This is a genomic window from Xanthomonas rydalmerensis, assembly GCF_033170385.1.
In the GTDB taxonomy this organism is placed as follows: Bacteria; Pseudomonadota; Gammaproteobacteria; order Xanthomonadales; family Xanthomonadaceae; genus Xanthomonas_A; species Xanthomonas_A rydalmerensis.
Window position 1 is genome coordinate 3,545,805 of sequence record NZ_CP126170.1, and the last position, 15,229, is coordinate 3,561,033.

The 15,229-nt window shown below is 69.7% G+C and carries 15 protein-coding genes; 1 reads left to right on the forward strand and 14 read right to left on the reverse strand.

Annotated features, from left to right (window positions below; translation table 11 throughout):
* Positions 1–34: 34 nt before the first annotated feature.
* From QN245_RS14860 to rlmD, 5 genes are all read right to left on the reverse strand, one after another.
* Positions 35–589: a hypoxanthine-guanine phosphoribosyltransferase gene (locus QN245_RS14860; RefSeq protein ID WP_317843535.1), complete on the reverse strand. Its 555-nt coding sequence runs from the start codon at positions 587–589 to the stop codon at positions 35–37.
* A complete protein-coding gene (gene nagZ, locus QN245_RS14865; protein WP_317843536.1) occupies positions 589–1,596 on the reverse strand; it encodes a beta-N-acetylhexosaminidase in 1,008 nt (335 codons plus the stop codon). Before nagZ ends, QN245_RS14860 begins: the two co-directional genes overlap by 1 nt.
* Before the next feature lie 380 nt (positions 1,597–1,976).
* Entirely contained in the window at positions 1,977–2,651 is a 675-nt protein-coding gene (locus tag QN245_RS14870) for a DsbA family oxidoreductase (RefSeq protein ID WP_317843537.1), read from the reverse strand.
* Positions 2,652–2,786: 135 nt separating this feature from the next.
* A complete protein-coding gene (locus QN245_RS14875) occupies positions 2,787–3,320 on the reverse strand; it encodes a CYTH domain-containing protein (RefSeq protein WP_317843538.1) in 534 nt (177 codons plus the stop codon).
* A gap of 66 nt (positions 3,321–3,386) precedes the next feature.
* Positions 3,387–4,733: a 23S rRNA (uracil(1939)-C(5))-methyltransferase RlmD gene (gene rlmD / locus QN245_RS14880; protein WP_317843539.1), complete on the reverse strand. Its 1,347-nt coding sequence runs from the start codon at positions 4,731–4,733 to the stop codon at positions 3,387–3,389.
* 150 nt (positions 4,734–4,883) lie between these two features.
* Between rlmD and QN245_RS14885 the strand changes: the two genes are divergently transcribed.
* Complete coding sequence (locus tag QN245_RS14885) at positions 4,884–5,594, forward strand: Hpt domain-containing response regulator (protein ID WP_317843540.1); 711 nt, start codon at positions 4,884–4,886, stop codon at positions 5,592–5,594.
* Positions 5,595–5,890: 296 nt separating this feature from the next.
* Here QN245_RS14885 and recO read toward each other — a convergent pair whose 3' ends face one another.
* The 9 genes from recO to rpoE all read right to left on the reverse strand — a co-directional run bounded on the left by recO (position 5,891) and on the right by rpoE (position 15,156).
* On the reverse strand, positions 5,891–6,751 hold the full coding sequence (gene recO / locus QN245_RS14890) for a DNA repair protein RecO (protein ID WP_317845376.1): 861 nt from the start codon (positions 6,749–6,751) through the stop codon (positions 5,891–5,893).
* A 347-nt stretch (positions 6,752–7,098) separates the two neighbouring features.
* On the reverse strand, positions 7,099–8,004 hold the full coding sequence (gene era, locus QN245_RS14895; protein ID WP_184449110.1) for a GTPase Era: 906 nt from the start codon (positions 8,002–8,004) through the stop codon (positions 7,099–7,101).
* Positions 8,001–8,681: a ribonuclease III gene (gene rnc / locus QN245_RS14900; RefSeq protein WP_167087414.1), complete on the reverse strand. Its 681-nt coding sequence runs from the start codon at positions 8,679–8,681 to the stop codon at positions 8,001–8,003. The genes era and rnc overlap by 4 nt, the downstream gene beginning before the upstream one ends.
* Positions 8,671–9,048, reverse strand: coding sequence for a DUF4845 domain-containing protein (locus QN245_RS14905; protein WP_167087412.1), 378 nt, complete (start codon positions 9,046–9,048; stop codon positions 8,671–8,673). The genes rnc and QN245_RS14905 overlap by 11 nt, the downstream gene beginning before the upstream one ends.
* Before the next feature lie 20 nt (positions 9,049–9,068).
* Entirely contained in the window at positions 9,069–9,869 is an 801-nt protein-coding gene (lepB, locus tag QN245_RS14910) for a signal peptidase I (RefSeq protein WP_167087410.1), read from the reverse strand.
* A 112-nt stretch (positions 9,870–9,981) separates the two neighbouring features.
* On the reverse strand, positions 9,982–11,772 hold the full coding sequence (gene lepA / locus QN245_RS14915; protein ID WP_184449366.1) for a translation elongation factor 4: 1,791 nt from the start codon (positions 11,770–11,772) through the stop codon (positions 9,982–9,984).
* Between the two features lie 172 nt (positions 11,773–11,944).
* Positions 11,945–13,480, reverse strand: a complete 1,536-nt coding sequence (locus tag QN245_RS14920) for a DegQ family serine endoprotease (protein WP_184449108.1) — start codon at positions 13,478–13,480, stop codon at positions 11,945–11,947.
* A gap of 99 nt (positions 13,481–13,579) precedes the next feature.
* Positions 13,580–14,539, reverse strand: coding sequence for a sigma-E factor negative regulatory protein (locus tag QN245_RS14925; protein ID WP_317843541.1), 960 nt, complete (start codon positions 14,537–14,539; stop codon positions 13,580–13,582).
* Positions 14,536–15,156 (reverse strand): RNA polymerase sigma factor RpoE, encoded by a 621-nt coding sequence (gene rpoE, locus QN245_RS14930; protein ID WP_167087404.1) that lies wholly within the window; start codon positions 15,154–15,156, stop codon positions 14,536–14,538. Before rpoE ends, QN245_RS14925 begins: the two co-directional genes overlap by 4 nt.
* Between the last annotated feature and the right edge of the window lie 73 nt (positions 15,157–15,229).

Genomic DNA, 15,229 nt, shown 5'->3' on the forward strand with positions numbered 1-15,229 from the left:
GCAGCGGAGCGGCGAGACTGGCTCGCTTACCCGCTTACTCCTTCATCGCGTAGATCGCCGGCAGGTTGCGCAGGGCCTCGTTGACGTCCATGCCGAAGCCGAACACGTAGCGGTCCGGCACCTCGACGCCGATGTAGTCGGCGCTCACCCCGGGCACGCAGCGGTCGTGGCGCTTGACCGTCAGCGCGGCGATGCGCACGTCGGTGGCGCCCTGCTCCAGGCACCACTCGCGCACCGCCTTCAGGGTCAGGCCTTCGTCGAGGATGTCGTCGAGCAGCAGCACGCGGCGGCCGTACAGCGCGGTGGCCGGGCGGTGCTTCCACACCAGCTCGCCGCCGACGGTCTCACCGCGGTAGCGGGTGGCGTGCAGGTAGTCCAGCTGCAGGTCCTGGCCGCGGCTGCCCAGTTCCAGCGCCAGCTGGCCGGCGAACGGCAGCGCGCCGTGCATGATGGTCAGGTAGACCGGGATTTCGCCGCGGTAGTCGGCGGCGATGGAGTCGGCCATGTGGGCGATGGCCTGGTCGATGCGGGTGCGATCGACCAGCAGGTCGGCCTGGGCCAGGGCCTGGGCGATGGTGAGAGTGGACATCAGGCGGTTTTTCCGAAGGTGGAGAGCAGATGGGATTGGGTGTGGCCATAGCGGGCGTCGGCCAGCAGGCCGTCCCAGCCGAGGCCGCCGCGGCCGATCAGGCCGAGCAGCGCGGCGGTGTTGAGCGGGCGGTCGCGCACGGCCTGCAGCGATTCGTCGACCAGTTCCGGGTGGCAGACCAGGACCACGTCGCAGCCGGCGTCCAGGTGCGCGGTGACCCGTGCGGCGACGCCGCCGGCGGCGAACGAGGCGGCCATGCCGATGTCGTCGGAGAACACCACGCCGCGGAACCCCAGGTCGTGGCGCAGGATCTGCTGGATCCAGCGCGACGAGTAGCCGGCCGGCTCCGGCGCCACCTGCGGATAGACCACGTGCGCCATCATCACCGCATCGGCACCGGCGGCGATGCCGGCGGCGAACGGCACCAGGTCTTCCTGGCGCAGGGTCTCCAGCGGACGCGGGTCCTCGACGTTGTCGACGTGGGTGTCCTCGAGCACGGTGCCGTGGCCGGGGAAATGCTTGAGGGTGGCGCCCATGCCGACGCTGTGCATGCCGCGCACGTAGGCCGCGGCGAAGGCGGCGACCACCTGCGGATCGTCGCTGAAGGCGCGGTCGCCGATGGCGCGGTTGCCGCGGGCCAGGTCCAGCACCGGGGCGAAGCTCAGGTCGACGCCGCTGGCGCGGATCTCGCTGGCCATCAGCCAGGCATGCTGTTCGGCCAGTTCCAGTGCAGCGGCGGGATCGCGCGCGTACAACGCGCCGAAGCCCTGCAGCGGCGGCAGCGCGCTGTAGCCCTCGCGGAAGCGCTGCACGCGCCCGCCCTCCTGATCCACGCAGATCAGCAGCGGTCGCGGCGTCGCGGCGCGGATCGCCGCGCTCAGCTCGGTCACCTGCGCGCGCGAGGCGAAATTGCGTTTGAACAGGACCACGCCGGCCACCGCATCGTGCTGCAGCCAGTCGCGCTCCTGCGCGGTGAGTTCGGTACCGGCAACGCCGATCGCGAGCATGCGGGGGATTCTCCTGCCGGCGCGGTTCAGGCGCCTGTGGGCCGGCATTGTCGCAGATGCCGGCGCTGGCGGCAGGCCGCGACCCTGCCAGCTGACACGTCTCGGTAACGAACGTGCTGAAGATCGGCGCGGGTAGCGCTGCGCCGTGCAATCCGGGCCGGGCCGGGCGGCAGTTCGCCCGGTCCCCGAGCCCAGGCGGCCTTGCGGCCATGGCTGGCGTGGCCCGTGCGGGTGCAGAATGCGGGAGACGCCCCGGCGGGCCGGCATCGGCGCCGGCGGGACGCCCGCGCAACACCGCGGGCCGCCCCTTCGCCACTGGCACTTCGCTATCTAGCGCGCCGCACGCGGCGAATGGGTCCCGCTGTGCCGCACGCGCGCGCCTAGACCGCGCATCCGTCCGGGCCGCAGTCCTGGCCCGCCTGGGCGTCGGCGAGCAAACCGCGCACGGTCGCCGCGATCACCTCCGGCGGCTGCGCGCCCTGCAGCGCCTGGCGTCCATCGATGACGTAGGTGGGCACCGCACGGATGCCCATGGCCTGCGCCTGCTGCAGTTCCGCCTCGATCTCGTCCAGCCCCTCGTCGCCCTGCAGCAGCGCCTGCACCCGTGCCGCCGGCAATCCGCCCGCAGCGCCGGCATCGCACAGCGTCTGCGGGTCGGCCAGATTACGGCCCTCGGCGAAGTGCGCATGGAACAGCGCTTCGGCCACCGCGTCGACATCGCCCTCGCGCGCGGCCAGCCACAGCAGCCGGTGCGCCGGCAGCGTGGTCACCCGCACCTGGCCGCGGCCGAAGTCGAACGGCAGGCCTTCGGCACGCGCGGTGGCCTGGGTCTGCGCCAGGATCTGCTCGGTGCGCGCCGCCCCGCCGAACTTGGCCGCATAGGCCTCGCGCAACGGCACCGGCTCGGTGCCGGCGTCCGGATCCAGCTGATACGGATGCCAGTGGATCTCCAGCGCCGGCGCATCCGCGCCCAGCGACGCAAGACCTTGCTGCAAGCGGCGCTTGCCGATCCAGCACCAGGGGCAGACCACGTCGGACCAGATATCGATGCGCATGAGCGGGGATTGGGGATTGGGGATTCGCAAAAGCATAAGCCCGATTGCTGCGAGAAGCGGGGATTCGGGATTGGGGAGTGGGGATTCGCAAAAGCGGGCCGCGTGCGGCGTTTGGCTTTACGCTTTTACCAATCCCTAGCGTTCCACAACGGCCGCAGGCCGGTCATCCCCACTCCCCAATCCCTGCCACTCGCAGAATGGACAGCTTGCCAGCGCCACGTTGTAGTACCGCGGGTCGTCGGTGACTTCGGCGCCGAGCCAGTCCGGCTTGACGAACGCTTCGTCGGCGCTGTCCAGTTCGATCTCGGCGACGACCAGCCCGGCGTTGTCGCCGAGGAACTCGTCGACTTCCCACAGGTGGCCCTGGTGCTGCACGAGATGCCGGCGCTTGTCGATCAGCCCGCCCACGCACAGCGCCAGCAGCGCGCGCGCATCGTCCAGCGGAATCGGATACTCGAACTCCTGGCGGGTGTGCCCGAGCTCGCGCGACTTGAGGTTGAGGAACGCCGCCTCGCCCTGCACCCGCACCCGCACCGACGCCTTCTGCGCCCCGCTGGCCAGCGCCGCCTGGTCGTTGAGATAGCCCTGCGCCATCGGAATCACGGCATGCGCCGCCGCGCGCCAGCCGTCGCCGGTGACGAGGAATTTGCGTTCGATCTCGATGGCCATGGGAATCGGGAATGGGGAAGGAGAATGGAAAAAGCTTAAACCGCGCGCAGCCGCCGTGACGAATCCCTAATCCCGATTCCCCATTCCCGGCTTTTCAAACACCGCAATGCTCTCCACATGCGCGGTATGCGGGAACATGTCCATCGCGCCGGCGGCCTTGAGCACGAAGCCTTGATCGTTGACCAGATAGCCGGCGTCGCGCGCCAGCGAGCCGGGATGGCAACTGACGTAGACGATGCGCTGGAACTGTTTCAGCGGCAGTTGCTGCAGCACCTCCAGCGCGCCGGAGCGCGGCGGGTCGAGCAGCAGCTTGTCGAAGCCCTGGCGCATCCACGGCGCCTGGCGCTGGTCCTGGGTCAGGTCCGCGGCGAAGAACTGGGCGTTGTCCAGGCCGTTGCGCTGTGCGTTCTCCCGCGCGCGCGCCACCAGCCCGGCGTCGCCTTCCACACCGACCACCTCGCGCACGGTGCGCGCCAGCGGCAGGGTGAAGTTGCCCAGGCCGCAGAACAGGTCCAGCACCCGGTCGCCGGGTTGCGCGTCGAGCAGCGCCAGCGCGTGCGCGATCATCTTCTCGTTGAGCGCGGCATTGACCTGGATGAAGTCCAGCGGCCGGAACGCCAGTTCCACGTCCCACTGCGGCAGCCGGAACGACAGCGGCACGTCCTGCGGATATAGCGGATGCACGCTGTCCACGCCGCCGGGCTGCAGGAAGATGGCGAAGTCGTGTTCCTGGGCGAAGGCGATCAGCGCGTCCTGGTCGCGTGCGCTCAGCGGCTGCATGTGACGAAAGGTCAGCGCCACCGCCGCGTCGCCGGCGATGAACTCGATCTGCGGGATGTCGCGCTTGCCGTCCAGACTTTCGACCAGGTCGGCCAGCGCGGTCACCTTGAAGCCGATCTGCGGGATCACCGTGTGGCACACCGAAAGGTCGGCGACGAAGCGCGGGTCCTGCTCGCGGAAGCCGACCAGGGTCTTGTCCTTCTTTTCCACCCGCCGCACCGAGAAGCGGCCCTTGCGCCGGTAGCCCCAGGGCGCGCCGGTCAGCGCCGGCAGCACGGTCTGCGGGGTCACGTGGCCGATGCGCTCCAGGTTCTCGGTCAGCACCCGCTGCTTGGCGACGATCTGCTGGTCCTCGACCAGGTGCTGCAGCACGCAGCCGGCGCAGACCCCGAAATGCGGACAGCGCGGCGTCACCCGCTGCGGCGAGGCCTGCAGCACCTGCACGGTGCGGGCCTCGTCGAAATGGCGGTTGCGTGCGGTGAGTTCGGCGAGGACGGTCTCGCCGGGCAACGCGCCGGCGACGAAGGCGACCTTGTCGCCCTCGCGGCGGGCGACGCCGCGGCCGTCGTGGCTGAGGTCGGCGATGTCGGTCTGGAAGGGCGTGCGGTCGAGACGGTTTCTGGATCGGGCCACGTGGCAACAGGCTGCGGGCGGAAAAGGGCCGCCATTGTCGCAGATGGACCGGGCCGGGACCGGCTTGCGATTGCCGCGCCGGCGAGGCAAAGTGGCGCGACGCACGCGCGCCGCCGCGCGGGATGCGAACACGCCGCATGGAGGCATAGCATGGCATCGATCCAGGACCCGGTAACGCGACTGCTGCTCGTCGAAGACGACCCGATCAGCCGCGCCTTCTTCGACGCGACACTGCAGTCGCTGCCGGCCCAGGTGGACCTGGCCGACTCGGTCGCCAGCGCCCTCGCCCGCGCGCAGACGCAGGCGCACGACCTCTGGCTGATCGACGCCAACCTGCCCGACGGCAGCGGCAGCGAGCTGCTGCACCAGTTGCAGCGGCAATGCCCCGGCACCCTCGGCCTGGCGCATACCGCCGACGCCAGCGCCACGGTCCGCGCGCAGTTGCTCGACGCCGGCTTCGCCGACGTGCTGCTCAAGCCGCTCAGCACCGAACGGCTGCTGCAATCGGTGCGCCGGCTGCTCGCCCGCGGCCGCCTCGGCGGCACGCCCGGGAGCGCCGAGCCGACCCTGGACTGGGACGAGACCACCGCGCTGGCCGCACTCAACGGCGAGCGCGCGCATCTGATCGCCCTGCGCGAGCTGTTCCTGGCCGAACTGCCGGTCACCCGCGACGCGGTCGCCTCGGCCCTTCAGCTCAGCGACGAGCAGGCCGTGCGCACCCACCTGCACCGGTTGCAGGCCAGCTGCGGCTTCGTCGGCGCCGCCCGCCTGGCGCGTGCCGTGCGCCAGCTGCACGGCGACCCGGCCTCCTCGCAGGCACGCCACCAGTTCAGCGAGGCGGTGGCGGCGTTGTTGCACTGAACGCTGGGATTGGGGATTGGGGATTGGGGATTGGGGATGACGCCCGGTCTTCTGTGCAATGGGTGTGGGAACGCTTCAGCCGCGACCCGCGCGCACCCGGACGGGCCCATGGCGGCTCCCAGCCGGCCGCCCTCGCATCCCCCATTGATCCCGCGGTACGACGACGCTGACGGCGACGGCGGCACAATGGCGCTGGCGATGTCGCCACCGAGGTCATTCCTACGGGGCAAGCTGCATTCGGTCGAGGTGTGACGAACGCGGCCCACGTGCCGACTCGCGCCGCCGATCCGCCCCGATCACGACTCCGCTGAGGACGGCGACCGCGGCACTTCCGGCGTGGACGCCGACGTCGAATCGCGTTGCGCATCCAGCTCGGCGTCCGGCTCCGGCGTCGCGGGCGCTGCCGACTCCGACGCCGCGGCGGCGGCGCTGCGCTGGCGCGCCAGGTCCTCGACCATTTCCCAGGATTTCAGGCCGCGCCCGCCGAGGTGGTGCAGCAGCACCACACGCATGCCGCGGCGCAGGCCGGGCAGATCCTCGGCGACCGGTTCGGTATCGTCGGCCAGGGCCAACAAGGCGCGGCCGGTGGCCATGCCGCTGCGTTGGTCGTGGCCGCGGTCGCTCAACAGCCGCCGCGGCCCGTGTTCGGCGTCCAGCACGTAGCGCGCGGCCGGGTCGATCGGGTCGCCGTCGCCGTCATGACGCAGGTCGAAGCCCACGCCCAGCGCCTCCAGCAGGTCGCGTTCGAAGCAGCGCAGCGACCAGGCCAGCGGCGCCTCGGCGGCCAGCCGCGCGCGCACCCGCGCGTAGGCCAGGTACAGGTCCGGTGCCGGATCGTCGCGCGGCGCCAGGCGCAGGGTCAGTTCGTTGATGTAGAACCCGGCCAGCATCGCCTCACCGCTGAGCCGCGGCGCCGTGTCCACGGCCTCGGCCGCGCGCAACTGCGCCAGCTCGCCGCGCCGCTGCGCACTGAAGTGGATCGACTGCAGCGGCTGCAGCGCCGCGCGCAGGGCCTGCTTCTTCGGCCCCTGCACGCCGCGCGCCAGCACGCCGAGCCGGCCGTGGTGCACGCTCAGCACCTCCACCAGCAGGCTGGTCTCGCGCCAGGGCCGCGCATGCAGGACGAAACCGGGTTCGTGCTCGATCAAGGCGGGGATTCGGGAGTGGGGATTCGGGATTCGCAGGAGCGGCGGTCAGGGGGCGGAACGGGTGCGCGAGAAACGGGAAACGGGAAACGACTCTGTATCGAATTGAATCGGTGTCGAGCAAGGCTGGGCCTTTTGTAGGTGCGCCTCTTGTCCCCTCTTGTGGGATTAGCCGCGACAGCGGTTACCGGTGACGCCCGTCGCGGCTAAAGCCGCTCCTACAAAAAACGCCATCCTTGCCTTGATCTAGCAGAGCTTCCGAATCCCGGCTTCCAACAGCCGAAGGCTGTCATCCCGGCTTCCAACAGCCGCAGGCTGTTCATCCCGAATCCCGAATCCCCAATCCCGGCTTCCCGGCTTCACTCCCCGTAGCCGAACGCCTTCAGCGCGGCCTCGTCGTCGGACCAGCCCTCGCGCACGCGCACCCAGGTCTCCAGGAACACCTTGGCGCCGAACAGGCGCTCCATCTGCTGGCGGGCCTTGGCGCCGATGTCCTTGAGGCGGGTGCCGCCCTTGCCGATCACGATCGCCTTCTGGCCTTCGCGCTCGACCCAGATCACCGCGCCGATGCGCAGCAGCGCGCCGTCCTCGGCGAAGCGTTCGATCTCCACGGTGGTCGCGTACGGCAGTTCCTCGCCGAGCTGGCGCATCAACTGCTCGCGCACCAGTTCGCCGGCCAGGAAGCGCTGGCTGCGGTCGGTGATCTCGTCCTCGCCGAACATCGGCGGCGCTTCCGGCACCAGCGCCAGCAGGTCGCGCACCAGCGCTTCCAGGCCCTTGCGCTTGAGCGCGGAGATCGGATGCACCGCGGCGAAGCTGCGGCCCTCGCTGACCTGCTGCAGGAACGGCAGCAGCGCGGTCTTGTCCTTGAGCCGGTCGACCTTGTTGACCACCAGCACCACCGGGATGCCGGCGTCGCTGAGCACGTTGAACGCCAGCGTGTCCTCGTCGTCCCAGCGCCCGGCCTCGATCACCAGCAGGCCGGCGTCCACGCCTTCCAGCGAGCCGCGCGCGGCGCGGTTCATCACCCGGTTCATCGCGCGCTTCTGCTCGCGGTGCAGGCCGGGGGTGTCGACCAGCAGCAACTGGCCGGCCGGGAAGCTGGCAATGCCGAGCAGCCGGTGCCGGGTGGTCTGCGGCCGGTTGGAGACGATGCTGACCTTGGCGCCCACCAGGGCGTTGGTCAGGGTGGACTTGCCCACGTTGGGGCGGCCGATCACGGCCACGCTGCCGCTGCGGTAAGGGGGGGTGGCTTGTTCGTTCACTTGCTCGAATCCAATTGCTCGATGGCGGCGGCGGCGGCCTGCTGCTCGGCCAGACGCCGCGAGGTGCCCTCGCCCTCGGTGACCAGGGCGGGCTCGGCGAGTACGCAGCGTACCCGGAATACTTTGGCGTGGTCGTCGCCGGTCTCGCTGATCAGTTCGTAGGCCGGCAGGCTCCGCTGCCGGGCCTGCAGCCATTCCTGCAGGCGGGTCTTGGCGTCCTTCTCCACCTTGCCGACCGGCAGCGCCGCCAGCGCGGCCTCGAACCAGGGCAGGATCGTGGCGCGGCAGGCCTCGAAGCCGGCGTCCAGGTAGATCGCCGCGACCACGGCCTCCACCGCATCGGCCAGGATCGAGTCGCGGCGATGGCCGCCGGACTTCATCTCGCCCGGCCCCAGGGTCAGGCGTTCGCCCAGCTCCAGTTGCCGACCGATCGCGGCCAGCGAGGCCTCGCGCACCAGTTCGGCGCGGGCGCGGGTCAGCGCGCCCTCGTCGGCCTTGGGCCAGCGCTGGTACAGCGCCTCGGCGATCAGCAGGTTGACGATGCCGTCGCCGAGGAATTCCAGGCGTTCGTTGTGCGGCGCACCGGCGCTGCGATGGGTCAGCGCCTGCGCCAGCAGCTGCGGCTCGGCGAAGCGGTGACCGATGCGGTCACCGCGCAGGATGGTCTTACTGGCCACCACGCGTCGTCAGGTCCTGGGTGGCGTCGAACTTGCCGACCACGTCCAGATTGGCGATCAGCGGGCGGCGCACTTCGTAGGCCACATGCATCTTCACGCCGGTATCGGTGCGCTCGAAGGTGACGTCACTCGGCTTGACGTTGTCCGAATTGTTGATGTCCAGGCGCCGGAACAGCGAGGCCTTGACCTGCGACGGGTCAATCTCGGCGCTTCCGGTTTCGGTCGCCAGGCCCTTCATCGCCGAGCGCACCGCGTAGAACTCCATGTACATCGGGAACAGCTTCATGCCGATGTAGACGAAGAACCCGACCACCGCCAGCACGATCACGAACGAGGTCAAGGTCATGCCACTTTGCTTGTGCTTCATCGCGCTTCCCCTCACGCCAGTCACTGGATGGCCGTTCCGATCCGCGACGGATCGAAACTGCCGCTGCAGAACCACCCTTCGCAATTGAGCCAGATCAGGAACGCCTTGCCGCGCAGGTTCTCTTCGGGCAGGAAGTGGGTCTGGGTCCAGAACCGGCTGTCCTCGCTGTTGTCGCGATTATCGCCCATCACGAAATACTTGCCCGGCGGCACCACCCAGTCGCCCTGGCCGGCCGGGTTGTTGCGGTCGATCCATTCCAGTTCGGTGTGGGTACGGCCCGGCAGGTACTCGGTAAGCAGCGTGGCGCCGGTCATTTCCGCGCCCTTGCCCTTGCCGACGTACTCGCCCATCACCTTGTACTTCATCGGCGTGCCGTTGATGTACAGGGTGTCGCCGTGGAAGCCGATGCGATCGCCCGGCAGGCCGATCACGCGCTTGATCCAGTTCTCGTCCGGCTTGTGCGGCGGCTTGAACACCACCACGTCGCCGCGCTTGGGCTCGCCCACCGGAATGATCTTCTGGTTGGTGATCGGCAGGCGGAAGCCGTAGGAGAACTTGTTGACCAGGATGAAATCGCCGACCAGCAGGTTCGGCATCATCGAGCTGGACGGGATCTTGTACGGCTCGGCGATGAAGCTGCGCAGGATCAGCACCACCGCCAGCACCGGGAAGAACGCCCGCGAGTAGTCCACCAGCACCGGCTCGGCGTCCAGCAACCCGGCCCGCGCGGCGCGGCGCTTGGCGAAGAACAGCTTGTCCAGCAGGGTGATGATGCCGGTGGCGAAGGTCAGCACCACCAGCGCGATTTCAAACCATTTCATTCGGGTTCCTTCGGAACGGGATTGGGGATTGGGGAGATGGGATTCGCAAGAACGGGATGACGACAGACGCGTCTGCCTTGGCCAATCTCCAATCCCGAATCCCCATTCCCAGTTACTTGTCCATCTGCAGCACCGCCAGGAAGGCTTCCTGCGGGATTTCCACGCGGCCGACCTGCTTCATGCGCTTCTTGCCTTCCTTCTGCTTTTCCAGAAGCTTCTTCTTGCGCGAGACGTCGCCACCATAGCACTTGGCCAGCACGTTCTTGCGCATCGCCTTGACCGTGGTGCGGGCGATGATCTGCGAGCCGATCGCGGCCTGGATGGCCACGTCGAACATCTGCCGCGGGATCAGATCCTTCATCTTCTCGCACAGCTCGCGGCCGCGGCGGTCGGCGTGGCTGCGGTGCGCGATCAGCGACAGCGCATCGACCTTGTCGCCGTTGATCAGCACGTCCACGCGCACGAACGGACCGGCGTCGAAACGCACGAAGTGGTAGTCCAGCGAGGCGTAGCCGCGGCTGACCGACTTGAGCTTGTCGAAGAAGTCCAGCACCACCTCGGCCATCGGCAGCTCGTAGCTGATCTGCACCTGGCTGCCCAGGTAGTTGATGCCGATCTGGCTGCCGCGCTTTTCCTCGCACAGCTTGATGATGTTGCCGATGTATTCCTCGGGGGTGAGGATGTTGGCGCGGATGATCGGCTCGCGGATCTCCTCGACCATGTTCAACTGCGGCAGCTTGGCCGGGTTGTCCATGCTGATGATCGAACCGTCGGTCTTCAGCACCTCGTAGACCACGGTCGGCGCGGTGCTGATCAGGTCCAGGTTGTACTCGCGCTCCAGGCGCTCCTGCACGATCTCCATGTGCAGCATGCCGAGGAAGCCGCAGCGGAAGCCGAAGCCCATCGCCTCGGAGCTTTCCGGCTCGAAGCGCAGTGCCGCATCGTTCAGGCGCAGCTTGTCCAGCGCCTCGCGCAGGTTGGTGTAGTCCTCGGCGTCCACCGGGAACAGGCCGGCGAACACGCGCGGCTGCATTTCCTGGAAGCCGGGCAGCGGCTTGGTGGCCGGATCGCCGGCCAGGGTCAGAGTGTCGCCGACCGGGGCGCCGTGCACGTCCTTGATGCTGGCGGTGACCCAGCCCACCTCGCCCGCGCGCAGCGCCGGCAGCGGCTTGCGCTTGGGCGTGAACACGCCGACGCTGTCGACCTGGTGGGTGCGGCCGGTGGACATCACCAGCAGCTTGTCGCCGGCCTTGATCTCGCCCTGCATCACCCGCACCAGCGAGACCACGCCCAGGTAGTTGTCGAACCAGGAGTCGATGATCAGCGCCTGCAGCTTGTCGGTGTCGCGCGGCACCGGCGGCGGGATGCGCTGCACGATCGCCTCCAACACGTCGCGCACGTTCAGCCCGGTCTTGGCGCTGACCGCGACCGCGTCGGTGGCGTCGATGCCGATCACCGCCTCGATCTCGGCCTTGGCGCGGTCGATGTCGGCGGTGGGCAGGTCGATCTTGTTCAGCACCGGCACCACTTCCAGGCCCTGCTCCACCGCGGTGTAGCAGTTGGCCACCGACTGCGCTTCCACGCCCTGCGCCGCATCCACCACCAGCAGCGCGCCCTCGCAGGCGGCCAGCGAGCGGCTGACCTCGTAGGAGAAGTCGACGTGGCCGGGGGTGTCGATGAAGTTCAGGTGGTAGACCTGCCCGTCCTGCGCGGTGTACGGCAGCGACACGGACTGGGCCTTGATGGTGATGCCGCGCTCGCGCTCGATCGGGTTGGAATCGAGCACCTGCGCTTCCATCTCGCGCGCCTGCAGGCCGCCACAGAGTTGGATGATGCGATCGGCCAGGGTCGATTTGCCGTGGTCGACGTGGGCGATGATGGAGAAATTGCGGATGTTCCGCATCGAATCAGAGGACATGAGGTGGGCGGCGGCCAGGACCGTCGTCAGGATAACGGGCCATTATCGCATGGCCGGCGGCCGCTGGTGACGGCCGCCGGATTCGCCCCCGTCCCGGGGCGCCGACCGCTCTGGATCGGCGCCCGGGACGGTGCCCGGCCTCGGCCGGGCGCGCGGATCAGCCGCCGGCGCGCACCGCGACGAAGCTGGTGGTGTCGCGGACGCGGATCAGCAGCATCACCACATCGCCCTTCTTGTAGGCGCTCAACTGCTGGTTCAGGGCCGCCACGCTGCCGACCGGGGTACGCCCGACCTGCAGGATCACCATGCCCGGCACCAGTTGCGCCTCGCGCGCGGCGCGGCCGGTCACCGCGGTGATGCGCACGCCCTTGCCCGGCTCCAGGCCCAGCTGCTGGCGGGTGGCCGCGTCCAGATCGGCCACGTCGATGCCGAGCAGCGCGTTGGCGCCGGTGGCCGGGGCGGCGTTGTCGCCGACCGCCGGACCGGCATTGGCCTGGGCGTCGTCGGCCAGCGCGGTCAGTTGCACGGTCAGCTCGCGCGGCTTGCCGTCGCGCAGGATGCCCAGGCGCACCTTGGCGCCCGGCTGCATCGCGCCGATCATCGGTGGCAGGTCGCTGGAGGCGCCGATCTCGGTGCCGTTGACGGTGCGGATCACGTCGCCCACTTCCAGGCCGGCCTTGGCCGCCGGGCTGCCCTGGACGAGCTGGTTGACCAGGGCGCCGCGGGTATCCGGCAGGCCCAGGCCCTGCGCCTTCAGCGAATCGATGGCGCCGACCATGACCCCGAGCTGCGCGCGGGTGACCTTGCCGGTCTTCTTGATCTGCTCGACCGCGCTCATCGCCAGGTCGATCGGGATCGCGAAGCTGATGCCCATGTAGCCGCCGGAGGCGGAGAAGATCTGCGAATTGATGCCGACCACCTCGCCACGGGTGTTGAGCAGCGGGCCGCCGGAGTTGCCCTGGTTGATCGCCACGTCGGTCTGGATGAACGGCACGTAGCGCTGGTCGGCGTAGGGGTTGCTGCGGCCGGTGGCGCTGACGATGCCGGCGGTGACCGAGTGGTCCAGGCCGAACGGCGAGCCGATCGCCACCACCCACTGGCCGGGCTTGAGCAGGTTGGAGTCGCCGATGCGCACCGTCGGCAGGTTCTTGCCGTCGATCTTCAGCAGGGCCACGTCGTACTGCTGGTCGCTGCCGACCACCTTGGCGGTGAACTCGCGGCGGTCGGTGAGCTTGACCTTGACCTCGCTGGCGCCGTCGACCACGTGGTGGTTGGTCAGCACGTAGCCGTCGGGCGAGATGATGAAGCCCGAGCCCATCGAGCGCCCGGCGGGGCCGCCATCGTCGTCCGGCGCGCCGCCGCGCGGTTGCCCGGGCATGCCCGGCATGCCTTCCGGACCGAAGAAGCGGCGGAAGAATTCGGGTATCTGGTCGTCGTCGGGCATGCCGCCGCCGGAGCGCGCGGCCGCGGCGCGGCGGCTGATGGTGGTCTCGACATTGACCACGCCCGGACCGACCTGTTCGACCAGGCGGGTGAAGTCGGGAAGATTGCCGACCAGCTGCGGCGCGGGCGCGGACTGCGCGGCCGGCGGCGTGGTGCTGGCGGCGCTGGGGCTGGGCTGCTGCGCGCAGGCGGCCAGCGGCACGGTCAGCGCCAGCAGGCCCAACAGATGGTGGCGGATACGGTGAGTCATCGGACGCGAGCCTCCGGTTCGGGAAGGGGAAGAACGAGGGAACGAAGCAACGGGGACCACGCGCCGGGACGCAGCACGGACGCCTGCCGGCGCGCGGGGTCAGCGCTGCGGATGCGGCGGCGGGTTGGCCGCGGCGTCGGCAGGCAATCGGGGTTCGAACGGATAGAACGCCGCCGGGTCCGCGCCGCTGTGCGGGAAGCTGGCGGTGAATTCGCTGCCGGCGTCGGCGGCCGGCAGGGTCGAGCGCGGCCACGGCCGGGCCTGCAGCGGCGTTGCCGGATGCCCGAACGGATCGCTGGCGTGTTGCGCGACCATCGTCGGGGGCGCGACCGGCGCCACGAACGGCGTCTGCGCCGGCGCCTTGGCGTGCGGCTTGGCGGGCGCCGCCGCCGCGTAGGCGCGCTCGGCGGGGACGCTGCGGGTGCGCGCGGCCTGTTCGCTGCGCGTGGCCTCGCGTCGCGCCGCGGCGTCCTGGCGGCGGTTGGCGGCGATCGCCATCGCCGGCGCCGCAGCAACGGCTGCGGCGAGATCGCCCTGCGGATCGGCCGGCGCCGGTGCAGGCGTCGGGACCTGCGGCGTGGTCGCCGCCGGAGTCGGCGCAGGCGCGGTGGCATCGGCGACCTGCGCCGGCGGCAGCGCCTCGGGGGTCTGCGGCAGGCGCTGGGTCACGAACAGGGCCAGCACGGCGACCGAGGCGGCCAGCGCCGCACTGCCGCCCCAGCGCCAGCTGCGGCGCTTGCCGGCCGCGCTGGCCGCCTCGGCGCGCGCGGCGTGCTGCGCTTCGGCGGCCACCGCCTGGCGCACGCGGGCACTGAAATCGCTGGGCGCCGGCACGCTGACGCGGCCGCGCAGGATGTCGCCGCACAACTGCCAGCGCTCGTGGCAGCCGGACAGTTCCTCGTCGTGCTGCAGCCGGCGCAGCACGAAACGCGCTTCGTCGGCCGGCAGTTCGCCGTCGATCAGGGCGGACAGTTGCTGCCGGTAGTGCAACTCGAACTTGTCCGGCGCGGCGCTGTCGGGCGCCGGCACTGGCTTGGGAAAGGGCGTGCTCTCAGTCATACGCGGTGTCGCTCACGGGTGGCGCTGTCGGTATCCAGCAGGGGACGGAGTTCGGCGTCGATGGCCTCGCGGGCGCGGAAGATCCGCGAACGCACGGTGCCGATCGGGCAGCCCATCTTCTGCGCGATGTCCTCGTAGCTCATGCCCTCCACCTCGCGCAGGGTGATGGCGGTACGCAATTCTTCCGGCAACGCGTTCACCGCCTTCATCACCGTCTGCTCCAGTTCCTGGCGCATCAACTCGCGCTCGGGCGTGTCGGTGTCGCGCAGGCGGGTGCCGCTGTCGAACTGCTCGGCATCGAGCACGTCGACATCGTCGGTGGGCGGCCTGCGGTTGTGCGCGACCAGGTAGTTCTTGGCGGTATTCACGGCGATCCGGTGCAACCATGTGGAGAACTGGGCGTCGCCGCGGAAGCTCCCCATCGCGCGGTAGGCGCGGATGAAGGTGTCCTGGGCCACGTCCTGACATTCGCTCCAGTCGGCGATGTAGCGCCCGATCAGGCCGACGATCCGGTGTTGGTACTTGCGCACCAGCACATCGAACGCCGCGCTTTCGCCGCGCTGCACACGCCGGACCAGTTCCAGGTCCAGCTCCTGGGGTGTTTCGACATCGGCCATAGCGGGCCGCACTCCTGTCAGCCCAACCTACGTCGGACCCTCTGACCGCCAATTCGGAAAAAAGTTCAGCGCC